Origin of the sequence: Pseudoalteromonas sp. Z1A6 (assembly GCF_011378745.1) — a bacterium.
GTDB lineage: Bacteria > Pseudomonadota > Gammaproteobacteria > Enterobacterales > Alteromonadaceae > Pseudoalteromonas > Pseudoalteromonas arctica.
In genome coordinates this window covers 1-14,535 of sequence record NZ_WTKW01000001.1, presented here as the reverse complement: position 1 = coordinate 14,535, position 14,535 = coordinate 1, and the positions used below count along the sequence as shown (strand labels likewise).

The 14,535-nt window shown below is 40.3% G+C and carries 10 protein-coding genes; 2 read left to right on the top strand and 8 right to left on the bottom strand.

Annotation, left to right across the window (positions count from 1 at the left end):
* Positions 1 to 519: 519 nt before the first annotated feature.
* The 8 genes from GQR46_RS00050 to fabR all read right to left on the bottom strand — a co-directional run bounded on the left by GQR46_RS00050 (position 520) and on the right by fabR (position 11,765).
* On the bottom strand, positions 520 to 1,590 hold the full coding sequence (locus GQR46_RS00050; RefSeq protein WP_165739207.1) for a hypothetical protein: 1,071 nt from the start codon (positions 1,588 to 1,590) through the stop codon (positions 520 to 522).
* Between the two features lie 45 nt (positions 1,591 to 1,635).
* A complete protein-coding gene (locus GQR46_RS20625) occupies positions 1,636 to 2,712 on the bottom strand; it encodes a hypothetical protein (RefSeq protein ID WP_240922876.1) in 1,077 nt (358 codons plus the stop codon).
* 161 nt (positions 2,713 to 2,873) lie between these two features.
* Entirely contained in the window at positions 2,874 to 7,610 is a 4,737-nt protein-coding gene (locus tag GQR46_RS00040) for an OmpA family protein (protein WP_165739205.1), read from the bottom strand.
* Between the two features lie 2 nt (positions 7,611 to 7,612).
* Complete coding sequence (locus tag GQR46_RS00035; protein WP_165739203.1) at positions 7,613 to 8,683, bottom strand: hypothetical protein; 1,071 nt, start codon at positions 8,681 to 8,683, stop codon at positions 7,613 to 7,615.
* Between the two features lie 94 nt (positions 8,684 to 8,777).
* On the bottom strand, positions 8,778 to 9,140 hold the full coding sequence (locus tag GQR46_RS00030) for a hypothetical protein (protein ID WP_165739201.1): 363 nt from the start codon (positions 9,138 to 9,140) through the stop codon (positions 8,778 to 8,780).
* Between the two features lies 1 nt (position 9,141).
* Positions 9,142 to 9,798, bottom strand: a complete 657-nt coding sequence (locus GQR46_RS00025; protein ID WP_165739200.1) for a peptidoglycan-binding protein — start codon at positions 9,796 to 9,798, stop codon at positions 9,142 to 9,144.
* A 9-nt stretch (positions 9,799 to 9,807) separates the two neighbouring features.
* The gene (locus GQR46_RS00020) at positions 9,808 to 10,977 is read right to left on the bottom strand and encodes a hypothetical protein (protein ID WP_346766796.1); all 1,170 of its coding nucleotides are present in this window, start codon (positions 10,975 to 10,977) and stop codon (positions 9,808 to 9,810) included.
* A gap of 170 nt (positions 10,978 to 11,147) precedes the next feature.
* Positions 11,148 to 11,765, bottom strand: coding sequence for an HTH-type transcriptional repressor FabR (gene fabR / locus GQR46_RS00015; RefSeq protein ID WP_165739195.1), 618 nt, complete (start codon positions 11,763 to 11,765; stop codon positions 11,148 to 11,150).
* Positions 11,766 to 11,891: 126 nt separating this feature from the next.
* On the opposite strand from fabR, the gene GQR46_RS00010 reads away from it, so the two are divergent.
* Together GQR46_RS00010 and sthA are read left to right on the top strand one after the other, a co-directional pair.
* A complete protein-coding gene (locus GQR46_RS00010; protein ID WP_024589509.1) occupies positions 11,892 to 13,025 on the top strand; it encodes a fatty acid desaturase in 1,134 nt (377 codons plus the stop codon).
* A 13-nt stretch (positions 13,026 to 13,038) separates the two neighbouring features.
* Entirely contained in the window at positions 13,039 to 14,469 is a 1,431-nt protein-coding gene (sthA, locus tag GQR46_RS00005; protein WP_033040546.1) for a Si-specific NAD(P)(+) transhydrogenase, read from the top strand.
* Positions 14,470 to 14,535 lie beyond the last annotated feature (66 nt).

Sequence of the window (14,535 nt, the reverse complement as noted above, 5' to 3'; positions counted from 1 at the left end):
TTTAGTGTTCAACTCGATGCAAACACACTAATCCCCGCTTACTTGCCATAGCAGTAAGAGGTTAAGTTTTAGTGTAATTAAACGAATAATATGCATCTTGTTTTCTTGTGTGTGTGTTCAGCGAAACCCATTTTTAACATTACAAAGCGACGGAAGCAAGCATAAAAATTCCACAAAACACCTTTAAAACACAACCACAAAGAAAATAAAAACCAATAAACCTTAAATAAAAAGATTAAAAATACAAAACACGCTTCTTGTCACCATAATCAAATCGGCTTTAAAGTGATCCCCGATTAGATAAGTTTTATTATTTTTATCTGGGCTTATAAAGTAATCCCATGTTTAATAATTAAAAAGTGCCATTACTCACTTTATCGACAAAATAGTCAAAGTGATTTGAGTTACATTGAACCTACTTTCATATCGATATAATCGATTCATTCTGTTCAAAGTATCCTGTTAATAAGTAAACTACTGGGCTTGCAGATCCTTTGCTAATATCGTGCATAATCAATACTACCTTTCTTGAGCTACTAAGTTTGTAATAGCGATAGGAGTTAAAGATCTCATACCCCATATATATTTTTCTTTTATTAACTTCTCTAACTGCTTACCTGTCACAATGTTTTTTGTTTTTATGACGCGCTCTGAAAGATAGAAACCTTTTTCATCACGCTCTTTTGAATGTTTTATTGCATACTCTAATAGGTAATCTTCTTCTGGAGAGAAAATAACACCATTTCCCTCCCCTTTTTCTGAGTGCTCTATTTCAGGGTTTGCAATATTCACCCAGTGGAAGTGAAAATCTTCTCTACCATGCGTCATAAATGCTAGATATTTGCCGCCTGGTGAAATACGGTGATTTCTCATCTCCCACTTACGTGGAAAATCAAAATTAACTTTGCGTACTATTTCACCATTAAACTTATGTATCCAAAAGCCATTGTGCTTTATCGCTAAAAACTCTTTATCACCAGGCAGTAAAAAAGCAGCGCCGCTATGATGAATTTGCGGTCGAGAGGTGAGTTCCCCTGTTGGTACATGGTAATTAAAGTGTTTGCCATCTGAGTAAAAAATGACGTTTTCACTGTCTGAGGTCCAGTTAAACCAAGGGTAGCCACCCCCGCCTGACATGGTAATTAGCTTTTTCTCTTTGGTGTCGTATAACTGGCGAGTCGCTCGGTCATTTATATAACCCGAAATAGCGATATAACGGTTATCTGGTGAGCGTGCTGGTGGATGCAATCCCGCAGGCTCCATTTGGGTAAAAATTTCTTCAGGTATAATACGGCGCCTGTCTGAGCCATCTAACCGTGATGACCACAGCGTGCGTACTTCACTGTATTTGTATTTATTCCAGAACATTAACCGCGGGGTTGAAAATGTATCCGCATCGCCATACACCTCTTCGCGTATTTCTAGTGGCCACTCTGGATGGTTTTTGTGCTCTTTAGCCCATGGGTGTTTAGCAACATCAACCTCTACTTGTGGTGAGCTTTGAGATGAGGGCTCTGAGCAACTGCTCAGCAATAAGCTAAAACAAACGCTGAGGGCGCAAAGCATGCTGTGATTTTTTAAAACCGTCATTATTAAAATCCTTTTTGGCTTTTATTTAGAGAAAGGCATGTATGGTTACAACCCCTGCGCTGCTACATTTGTAATCGCTATTGGACCTAAAGTATCAAGACCCCAAATACCCATTTCCTTTACGCGTGTGATTTTTTGTTCGCCTGTTAAAATGTTCGTTTTAGTAATAATACTGTATATGTCAGGTATTTCATCTCGACTAGTTGGCTCTTTAAAATCGTTATAACCAAATTTTAGAGTGACATTTTCATCCAAAGAGAAAATCACGCTATTACCTTCCCCTATTTCTGAGTGCTCTATTTCCGGATTGGCAATATTCACCCAATGAAAATGCGCTTTTGGTCTAATATGAGTCATAAACGCTAAATATTTTCCATCCGGTGAGATACGGTGGTTTTTCATCTCCCATTTGCGTGGAAAACCAAAATTAACTTTGCGAACCACTTCACCATTAAACTTATGTATCCAAAAGCCATCGTGCTTTATGGCTAAAAACTCTTTATCACCCGGAAGTAAAAAAGCAGCGCCGCTGTGGTGAATTTGAGGTCGAGGGGTTAGCTCCCCTGTTGGTACATGGTAATTAAAGTGTTTGCCATCTGAGTAAAAAATGACGTTTTCACTGTCTTCGGTCCAGTTAAACCATGGGTAACCACCACCACCTGACATGGTAATGAGTTTTTTATCTTTGGTGTCGTATAACTGGCGAGTTGCTCGGTCATTTATATAGCCCGAAATAGCAATATAACGGTTACCTGGTGAGCGTGCTGGTGCATGTATACTAATAGATTCAAGCTTTTGAAATACCTCTTCTGGAATGATACGGCGCCGGTCTGAGCCATCTAACCGTGATGACCACAGTGTGCGCACCTCACTGCCTTTGTATTTATTCCAGAACATTAAACGTGGGGTTGAAAATGTATCTGCATCGCCATACACCTCTTCGCGTATTTCTAGTGGCCATTCTGGGTGGTTTTTGTGCTCTTTAGCCCATGGGTATTTAGCAACATCAACGGCGGTTGTGTTTGTTGAGCTTTGCGATGAGGGCTCTGAGCAACCGCTTAGCAATAAGCTAAAACAAACGCTGAGGGCGCAAAGCATGCTGTGATTTTTTAAAACCGTCATTATTAAAGTCCTTTTAAGCAGTTAAAGTACTGAGCAGTTCTGCACACTATGTCCATACCCTAATGAATAAAAAGCTCATATTCATGAGCTTTTTATTCTTACTATAATTGCGCTGTTGCGCTCAGTTATGTTGGTAGTAACTACTTAAATTACGAATAAATTTATTCGCTTTTAAAAGCTCCTAGCGGCCTTACTTTCCTCTTTGTAGCATCTTCAACAAACCACTGTTTCACTTCATCTTCAGTCAACCCTTCCTCTGACAAGCGCTTATATAGGTCTTTTTGTGATGGGGTTGAATGATCGCTATTTAGCTCAGCGGCTAATTCTTCTAAATCAGCCTCTGGTAGTGTTTTACCCCAAGGCAAATTGCTATTTGTAGGGTTCGGTAGTGGTAACTTTAACTGCAAGCCATGGTTGCTAATTTTATCGGTCATCGAACCGATATCATTAAAATTAAAGCCCGAATTTCCCGCCGAGTTAAAGCTAGCAATACCTAGCTCCATCGTATATTGCCTGTCTTCTTTGTCAGTAAATATATCACCAAATTGGCTTGTAAATATGTCTCCAAAAGGCCTTAAGCCGTTTACTTTAACACGCTTAGGTGAGTCATATTTCAAACTAAAATTTGCAGCAAAAACAAAAACCTGCTCTTCACCGGCAAATGCTTTAGCGTCTTTGTTATGCCAATTAAGCAGCGCTCGACCCTGTTTACCTTTTTCGTTATAAGGGCCTGCGTTATTCAATAATTCAATTAACTCTTCATACTCTGGGCCTACCTGCTCATCAATTTGGCACTGGTTGTCATACCACTTATCCTCGAATTGATAGTCATCGTCATGCCACGTGTCCACCATTTTATTTAAAATACGTTCTGTTTTATAACCTTTATTTGCATTACGTGTAGCCTTGCCTAAATAGCAAAGTTTTGACTGATACTTCGGGCCTATATCATTAATACCAATAGTTTGCTGCAGTATTAAATCACATGGCACACTACGCCAATCTAAACCAATGAGTTTTTTTGTATAATTATCAGACTCTAGCTCTGTACAGGTCGCTACAACCATAATATCGACTTGGGTATTCCAATCAAAGTCATCAAATATTATGTCATCGCCAAACTGGCGTACTTTAAACCCTAAACTTTGTGCGGCAGCAAATTCACTCTTAAACAAACGAACAACTTGCCCTTGCCTTTGTATTTTACTGGTTATTAAATAAGGTTTACCCTCACCACCAAAGCGCACCAAAATTCTAATGCTTTTTCCCCCAGCAAAAAGCTCTGGATATACAAAGCTTGAGCTACTACTCGTTAAAAAATCTTTTATTAATAGTGACTCTTCATTACCACCATTACGCTTTGTATTTAAATCAACATAAAACTCATTCGCCACAAACTTATTTTTTAAGCCTAAGGCATAGAGGACCTCCGCAGTGTCAGACTCAAAAATCATCTCATCACTATTATCTTTACGCTCCCCCATTAGTGGCAATACAACATTACTGCTACTACCAACTTGTGCACCAATGTAATAACGCATATCAGAAAAATTGTCATCTTGATAATATTCAAGTGCAGAGTCGTTTATAATCGAGTAAAAGGCTTCTTCGTGCACCATAGGCTTGGTACCTAAATACGTTTTTGGCCCTAATTGAAAAAACGGTGTAAATACACAACCAAACTTTCCGGCAAAGTGCTTTTCATTCTCTAATAGCTCAGACTCTACAAGCGGCCTTACAAGCTCTTTATAAGCAAGTTCGTTATTTATTACGCCATCACAGCGCGTTACTTCAAACGTAATAGGTGCAATACCGGTCATGGTGTCGTTAAACACCACGAGAACACGAATCGGGGTGAATGGCGTTAGCCGCTTTAGTTTATTGGCAATAATTGGCAACCATTTTTTTGAAGTCTGGTCTTGATAATATATAGCGCTGTGATGATAACTTGCCTCACCATATTCAGAAAATACCGGTTCAAATGTGTTTGCAAAGCTTTCGAGGTATTTACTGCCTTCTTTTTCTTGCGTGGCAAATGTGTGAATGGGGAAGTAATTTTGAAATTCAGCCGTAATATAATTATGCTCACGCGCTACTGTCGGCACCGTCATCATATAAAAACCATACGGATTAGATTGCGATTGCAAATAAAGCGTGTTTTCAGGATCTGTAACTGCGGCTTTACGTGCCGCTTTATCTAGCAAGCTGTAGTTGTCACTAAAGCCGTAAAGTGCTTTTTTATCACCATTTTTACTTTGCTTTTGATTGGTAATGCTATCAATTAAAAACACCCAAAACGTATCCATCCTAATTGATGCACCGGGCAAATTAGGCAGTGCCCAGCTATCACCTAATAAAAAGTTTTCTATGTATTGTTTTACTTTATAGCGTTCTAAATTTGAATAATACTGGCTTTTATCACCTTCACGCTGAGCCCTCAACAGTAATCCCATAAGGCCCGATATTGCCTCTGAGCGCAACCTAAATTGGGCTGCCCATTGTGTGCTTTGTTGCGTTTTTCCGTCTTTATTATATTCACTTAATAGCTCATGCATCATACCTTGGTTAGCTGCGCACTCTTGGCCTAGGCGTTTATCTCGCTGAATTTCTGCATAATAATGTTTACAGGCGTTATCGATGAGTACTTCATCCATTAAATTCGCAGCCGACGTAGCGATAACATCAAGCGATTTAATTACAGCCACCGCAGCAGCAATGGGAGCTGTTGCCGGGATAAATGCCATAACACCCAGAGCAATGTTAATCATTTGCCACGCCATATCGTCGCTGGTTTCATCTACTTTTATATCATTGGCTACGGTTAAATTACGAAAGCGCTCTAAACTGTCCATACCTTCACGAGACGGGCAAACATTTATTTGGCTAATAGCATATGCGGCAATATGTACACGGCGGTTTTGTGCTCGGCTTGCCTCATCTTTATTATTTATAAGTGGTTGAGCATAACCCAGCCCAAGCACTTCAATACGCGCTTCATCAATGCCTGCTTGGGTCACTAAAATGTCCTTAACAGCCTCTGCTCGTCGCTCAGATAACGCAATATTATAATCGTAATTACCTATATCGCAGGTGTGGCCTGCCACAGTTACTTTAAGGTTCTCATTTTGCTTAAGCGCTTTTATAACGGCCTCGCTTTGCTGCAAAATAGTATTGCGGTAATCATCGGTTACTTGCTCGCTATTAAGCGAAAACGTTCCTTCAATTACGACATCTTTTACAATTTCTTTGGCGCTTAAATGCTCAAAATAATCGTTAGCAACCGTTTTATAGTGCCGTTTAGCTTGCGCTAAATTAGGGATATTTGTACCAAATTGCTGCAACGTAGTTTGCCCAAGTGCTGCAATATTTGTGGTTAAGTCAGCTATATTGAGTGCATTACCAGCTGCATCCATTGCTACCTTAGGAATGCCAAGCTTTTTACCTAAACTTTTATTATAGCTTTCCATTGCTGCTGGTGTGTTAGCTGGTAAGCGCCACAAATTTTCTGCAAGTGCTTGCCGCCAAGCATCGGTTGTAAAGGCTGCGCGAGCTTCACGTAGTTTTTTCCAAGCATCCTGCCCATCTTGCATAGCAAACACGGCATCTAGCGTTGCTTGAACGGTTGTATCAGCATTCGCTCTTAAATGATCATGTAAGGCTTTCGCTACTTTACTCCCTAAAACAAATTTACCATTAGTGGTAAAATTACCATTACTCGCGCTGGCGGTTATATCGGTGTTTATTAACCCTGCGGCTAATTGGGCACGGCCTTTAGCCACCGCCCAGCCATGGCAAAAGATCTCAAAGCCGCTGGCTATTTTTATTGGTTCATCGCTAACTTTGGCGCGACCAATTTCTTTACCGTTTTCATCTTTAACACTAATATTTTTAGGGTCATAGGTAGCATGCTCTGTTTTTAAATCTTTTGCATAACTTATTAAGTGGCTATAAAAGCGAGGAAATTGCTTTATCATTGCCTCTTCAACCGAAAACGGGTCGCAATTAATTACATCAAACTCACCTGCCTCATTTTTTATATCAAAGCGGATCATTTCGGCAAGTTCGTAGTAATAATTGGCTCCTTCTCGAATAAGCGATTTAGAGCACCATTGCGGCCTTTGGGCAATATATTTAACACCATCAAGTTTAATTTTAATACGATATAAGCCGTTAGGCAGCTTTCTATTAGTGCCAGATATGACCGCCAAATTTGTTTCAGGATCGAAAGTAGCAGGTATATCTTTGCCCACTGGCGACGACAAAATAATATTATCAGAGGAAGAAAGTGGTATATTTGAATTAATGCTTAATATTACTGCCCGTGTTTTAGCCAATATATAGGCATTAATTTTTTTAACGTTTTTTTCAGTAATCTCACTTGCATACCAATCGTTGTAATCTTGATCACGCTTACTAAGCACGGCTCCGTTTTTAGAGGTTGTTATTGGTGCTTTTAAATTACTAACTGGCACAGTTTGCAGAGTTAAAATAGGTAATGGTGGCGGTGAAGCCTTATCCGTTTCTTGAGCAGAGCCCGAGCTTTCAACTTTGCGGTAATCGCTTAAGTAACTTATAAAGTTTTCTGCCCAGCCAGAAGGGTTATTTACTGCTAACAGGCTAACTGACTCCAATGGAGGAATAATAATCGGCCGACTCTTATGTGCATGAAAGGGCTGACGCGTCGCTAAGGTTTCATTATCTAAGGTCGAAATAATACCTGCAGCGTTGGTTTTTAACACCACAGGTTTCTTTACATTATAACTCGCGCTTTCTGGATCTTCCGCCACTACAACACGGTTTAGTAACGGCGTTAATTTACTTACCGGTAAGTCCTTTTCAAAATACCCTGTGAGTAGATAAACTACGGGGCTGGCACTTCCTTTGCTGATGTCATGCATTATTATCGTCCTTGTGCTGCTACGTTTGTAATTGCTATTGGAACTAATGTATCAAGACCCCAAAGACCCATTTCCTTTACGCGTGTGATTTTTTTTTCACCTGTTAAAATGTTCGTTTTAGTAATAATACTGTATATGTCAGGCACTTCATCCCGACTAGTTGGCTCTTTGAAATCGTTATAACCAAATTTGAAGGTAACATCTTTATCAAGTGAAAAAATTACATTACTGCCCATACCTTTCTCTGAATGCTCTATTTCAGGATTAGCGATATTCACCCAATGAAAATGAAAATTTTCTCTGCCATGGGTCATAAACGCTAAGTACTTACCATCCGGTGAAATACGATGGTTTTTCATCTCCCATTGACGTGGAAAACCAAAATTAACTTTGCGTACTATTTCACCATTAAACTTATGTATCCAAAAGCCATCGTGCTTTATGGCTAAAAACTCTTTATCGCCCGGGAGTAAAAACAGCTCATCTGAATAAATTATTTTGCGTTGTGTAAGTGTGGCTGTAGATACGTTGTAATTGTAATGTTTACCATCTGCATAAAAAATCACATTATCGCTATCTGAAGTCCAATTAAATGAAGGGTGTCCTCCTCCAGCTGACATAGTGATTAGTTTTTTCTCTTTGGTGTCGTAAAGCTGACGAGTTGCTCTATCATTTATATAACCCGAAATAGCGATATAACGGTTATCTGGTGAGCGAGCTGCCTTATGAAGCCCAACCGGTCTGAACCCTATAAATACCTCTTCTGGAATTATGCGTCGCCTGTCTGAGCCATCTAACCGTGATGACCACAGCGTGCGTACTTCACTACCTTTGTATTTATTCCAAAACATTAACCGCGGGGTTGAAAATGTATCCGCATCGCCATATACCTCTTCGCGAATTTCTAGTGGCCACTCTGGGTGGTTTTTGTGCTCTTTAGCCCATGGGTATTTAGCAACATCAACCCCTACTTGTGGTGAACTTTGCGATGAGGGCTCTGAGCAACCGCTTAGCATTAAGCTAAAACAAACGCTGAGGGCGCAAAGCATGCTGTGATTTTTTAAAAACGTCATTAAAATTATCCTTTTACTACATGCACTTATTTACGAGGTAATATAAATAAGTGCATTCATTAAAACTTGTGTTATTAAAATAAAGTACTCGTACTTACTCTTCTACTATTTCTGCCATTAAAACGGTTTCTGGCGTTTGCTTGTAAAGCTCACTGAATGGGACATTGTCGAAAATATAATAAGCTGGCTGGTCATCATTTGGGTCTTGCATTAAATCAAAGCTGCCGCTTTGGGGGATATTAGTAAATTTTATTTTTACCCATGTAGAATCAAGCCTTACACTGGCTATAGATTGTACTTGTTGCCAGCTATGTTGTTTATTTATAAGTATAAGCTGCTCTTTGTCATACTTTGGCGTATTTGGGTCAACCTGATACATAAACACAAAAGCGGGCTTAACCATAATTAACGGGTTTATGTTATTTACTACCATTGCCATACTGTGCGGGGCACTCATACTAACTCCCAAATACTTGTTGTAGTTTTGCTTTGGTTTTAGGGCCTGGTATGCCGTCTATGTCGAGGCCGTGCTCGTACTGAAATTCCTTTACACCAATACGAGTTTTTTGACCCATAACACCATCAACCGTACCACAATCAAAACCCAGCATATTGCACCGGCCTTGTACACCTGAAAGCGTGTCGATTGGATCTAGATTGCCTACTTGTACCGCAAAGCTTTTAGTTGGTGTGGTTTCGCCTTCATTTAGGTATAAATCGACTGTGCCGGTTAGGGCGTCGTTACTATTAAGCTCTACTTCGATAAGCCCATCACTTTGCAATACGGTATCTATTGTTTGGCTACCAATGTTGAGTACTACGCGTTTACCGGCTACGTCATCACCGTCGTCGTACGATACTTGCAGACGAAAATACTCTTTTTCGTTTTGTACAACAAAGCTGTTAATGCTGTTGGTGCGCAGCGGTATAAACTTTTCTTTTTTTGGTGGAATCGTGATTTTATCGCCCGGGTAAATTAAATTAGGATCGGGGCGTAGAGCTTTAAACTCTGCGTTGCTTGGGTGGTTGTAAAGCGCTTTAGATGTTTGGTAGCCGTATTGCTTTGCTATGCGCAATAGCGTTTCACCTTGGGCTACGGTGTGTTGTTGGGTCATTGTATATCCTTAAACTTTGCCTACAGACCAATCTTCGCTGTCGAGTTCAAAAAAGCTGACTTTAGCGTTTTCAAAGTCGGGGCCTGATACGTTGGCATAACCGTTTTTATCTAGCTGCCCGGTAATAATGTGGCCGTTGCGTAAGCGTATTTTGTAGCCCATATTAGCTTGTGGCTCGCCAGCTTCATCGAGTAGTTCTATTTCGTAGGCTAAAGTGGGTTGTTCAACAGTAAATGTGGTGGTGTCGGTTGCGCCACTGGCCGTTACCGTAACATTATAAAGGCCCGGTTTTACCTCAGCGTAGTGCTGCCAAAACGAGACCTCGTCGGGGCGTTTTTTTTCTAGTTGTAGTGTTATTTGACCACTTGTTGGCCCTTGCCACTGAATAACTACACTGCGGCTGTTACTGCATGAGCCTTCTATATTGAGTTTCCAACCACTGGGTACTGTTAAGCTTGTGCCTGCTTTAGCAGGTTTGCGCTCGCTATAACCTAGGTTGTAATCGTAAATTAAATTGGCATTTTTATAGCCGGTATATTGCTGTGCTAATTGCTCTACGGTTTCAGCGGCGCTAAGTACGTGGGTTGTAAAATTTTGCCTAACAGTGTGAGACGCTTTTAGTAGCATTGTGCTGTTTAGCTCTGGCTTATAAATGCGTACAGCGGGCGCATGTTGTTGTATAGGTTGCACCGCTTTTTTAGGTTTTTGATTATAACTTTGCTGATTTATAAATTGCGGACTATTTTGCGCAGCTGATTGGCTGTTTATAAATGCAGAAGTGCTTGGCGTCATTACTGTGTTATTTATAAAAGTATTGTTTTGCAACGCTGTTTGCGATGATGTAACTGAACCATTATTAACCGCGCCCGAGTACTTTGTTGGTGCTTGAGTTTGTTTTGGGTAAACAGCTAAACGTGTATTAGCTTGCTTAAACAGAGAATATGGTACTTTTTTCCACTCTTTGTCTTTAGCCCAATATTGGCACCGAGTGTCGTCGCGTAATCGCGCAGCTTGGTGTTTATCTAGCGCACCAAACAGGTTGTCTTGCAGTTGCCTTTGCAACACTTTAGGAAGTTTGCAAAGCTGAGCACGACTTAAATAAGAGAATGTAACCACAGGCTCTGAATTTTCAGGCTCATTATGTGGTTGTTCAAATAGTGGGGGGTAATTTAAGTTCACCGGATCCTTGGTGAGCATTTGCATCCTCGCTTTCTCTTAATAAGAGACTTATTTATTATTTAGTTACGTTTATTATTTAGTTACGGCTAAAAGGGTTACCGTTATTATAGTGCGTTAATATAAAGAAATAGGCACAAAAAATCTACAATAAATTTTTAAATTTGCTAACTTTATTCAGTGTTTTCTCTTACGTAATGCCCGGCTCCACGAGTAATATAACGCAGCTGCCAAATAACGCGCTCAATCAATTCGTCGCGTTGCAATCCTTCTATATCGAGCGCTTCTGCACCGGCATTAAATACGAGCGTTACCATAGATTCAGCCTGAATATAGGCATGCATAGCGTTACATTTAGTTTCACTTTCTAAATAATGAGCCAGCTCTAAAATAAAATGTTTTACCTCGCGCGCTACTGCGGCTCTAAATGCTTTAGAAGTCCCAGAGCGTTCTCGCAGCAATAATCTAAATTGGTTACTTGAGTTATCAATAAACTCCATAAACGTAACCACTGAGGTATTTATAACACTGCCGCCATCGTTTGCTATTCGTCTGCGTGCTTGACGCATTAGTTGGCGAAGGGTTAAACCGGCTTCGTCTACCATGGTTAAACCTAGCTCATCCATGTCTTTAAAATGACGATAAAAAGACGTTGGGGCAATACCGGCTTCTCGTGCTACTTCGCGTAAACTTAAATTCGAAAAACTATGATCAGCACTCAGCTGATTAAATGCCGCTTGAATTAACGCCTGTCGTGTTTTTTGTTTCTGTTGCGCTCTAACACCCGACATCAACAGCTCCCTGAATTATTTTATATGAATATTTAGTGATATTAGCTCAATTGTACAGTCTAATACTTGACGACGAGAGTTTGAAATACTATTTTAGCTTACAGTTGTACGCTGAGATTGAGAATTATGAATAAACCACCGATTATTTGGACAAACGTCCTATTTTTTAGCCTAACCTTTTTGGCGGCTGCCACACTTGTACCTTGGTACGCCATTAGCTACGGATTTACCAGCGCGCATTGGATTGCTTTTGTTGGCTGCATGTTTTATGCAGGCTTATCAATTACTGCTGGCTACCATCGATTATGGGCACATAAAACCTATAACGCACACCCTGCTGTTGAATTTATTTTTGCGCTTGGCGGTGCTTTTGCACTACAAAACAGTGCTTTGCATTGGAGTAGCGATCACCGTATACATCACGGTCAAGTTGACGACCCAATAAAAGACCCTTACGCGGCTACCAATGGTTTTTGGTATAGCCATATCGGCTGGATGTTACGTGACTACCAAGGCGATAGCTACAACGACTATAGTAATTGTCGTGATTTACAACGAAATAAAGTCGTTATGTGGCAACATAAGCACTACTTAAAACTAGCTATTGCTATGAACGTAGGTTTGCCTCTTGCACTTGGTTTATTAGTTGGTGATGTGTGGGGTATGTTAATTCTTGCAGGTTTACTACGCTTAGTACTAAGCCAACACTTTACCTTTTTTATAAATTCGGTTGCACATATTTGGGGCTCTCGCCCATATACCGAAAAAAATACGGCACGCGATAACGGCTTTTTAGCGTTATTTACATACGGTGAGGGGTATCACAACTTCCACCATATTTTTGCAAGCGACTACCGTAACGGTATTAAATGGTTTCATTACGATCCAACAAAATGGATGATCCGCTCTTTAGCAGCTGTTGGTTTAGCTAATAAATTAAAGCGTACGCCAGTTGAACGTATCGAAAAAGCAAAGGCCGAAACGCTAATGAGCAAAACGCAAACGCGTCTTGCAAAATTGCCTTTAGCACAAGATAAGATTACATTATTACAACAAGAGTACGATTTACTGCTGAAAAAACTGCAAAATTATTGTTCACTACAAAAACAAGTGTTAGAAGTTAAAAAAAATAACATGGCAAAGCAGTGTGAACGCTCAGCATTAATGGCACAATACCATGAGTTGGAAGCCGCCTGGGAAAATCAAAAACAGGCATGGCTAGCACTTAATGCGAGGTTATTAAAAGCCTCTTTTAATTAATTTAGGAGTGGCTGTGGCCAAACAACCAGAACAAAAAAAAGTACCCGTGACATACCAATATGATGCAATAATTATTGGCACGGGTCCTGGCGGTGAAGGTACCGCCATGAACCTTTCAAAAAATGACAAAAAAGTAGCGGTTATTGAACGCCAAGAATCAGTTGGTGGCGGTTGTGTGCATTGGGGAACAATTCCTTCAAAAGCGCTTCGCCACTCTGTTAGCCGCTATATTGAATACAAAGCAAATCCGTTATTTAATGTTGGTGAGCGCCCTAGCCGCTTAACATTTCCTGATATTTTACGTCACGCAAGTTCTGTTATTTCTAAGCAATCTAATTTACGTAGTAGCTTTTACGATCGTAACCGCATTCATATGTTTCAAGGTGATGCGAGCTTTGTAGATAAGCACACAATTGAAGTAAAAAGAAATGATGGTTCAACTGAGCGACTGACTGCTAAAACGATTGTTATAGCAACCGGCTCACGCCCTTATCGCCCACCTGAAGTCGATTTTACGCATTCTCGTATTTATGAGAGCGACACTATTTTAGGTCTTAAACACGACCCTCACCGCGTACTTATATACGGCGCTGGTGTAATTGGTTGTGAGTACGCTTCTATATTTAAAGGTTTAGGCGCTAAAGTTGATTTAGTTAATACACGCGACCGATTACTTGCTTTTATGGATGCTGAAATATCTGACGCGCTTAGCTATCACTTTTGGAACAGCGGTATTGTTATTCGTCATAACGAAGAGTTTGACCGAATAGAGACCCGTGACGACTGCGTTATTATGCATTTAAAATCAGGCAAACGCGTAAAAGCTGACTGTATTTTATTTGCTAATGGCCGTACTGGTAACACTGATACATTAAACCTTGAAGCCATTGGTTTAAAAGCCGATAGCCGTGGCCAATTAAAAGTTAACGAAACATATCAAACAGAAATTGATAACGTTTACGCTGTTGGTGATGTAATTGGCTATCCAAGCCTTGCAAGTGCTGCGTTTGACCAAGGTCGCATAGCTGCTGATGCAATTGCGTGTGGTAACTGTGACGACCGCCTGATTGTTGATATTCCAGCTGGTATTTATACCATTCCAGAAATGAGCTCAGTCGGTAAAACAGAGCAAGAACTTACAGCCGCTAAAGTACCGTATGAAGTTGGCCGTGCACAGTTTAAGCATTTGGCTCGCGCGCAAATTGCTGGTACTGAAGTAGGTAGTTTAAAAATATTATTCCACACTGAAACCAAAGAAGTACTTGGCGTACATTGTTTTGGCGAACGTGCCTCTGAAATTGTTCACATTGGCCAAGCCATTATGGAGCAAAAAAATGGTGGCAATAATATCGACTACTTTGTAAATACCACATTTAACTACCCAACCATGGCTGAAGCCTACCGTGTTGCGGCATTAAATGGTTTAAATCGCTTATTTAAATAACTGCTTAACTAAGAAGTTTTAAAAGCCTTTATAAATAGGTAACAAAAAACCCGCAACTTAGCGGGT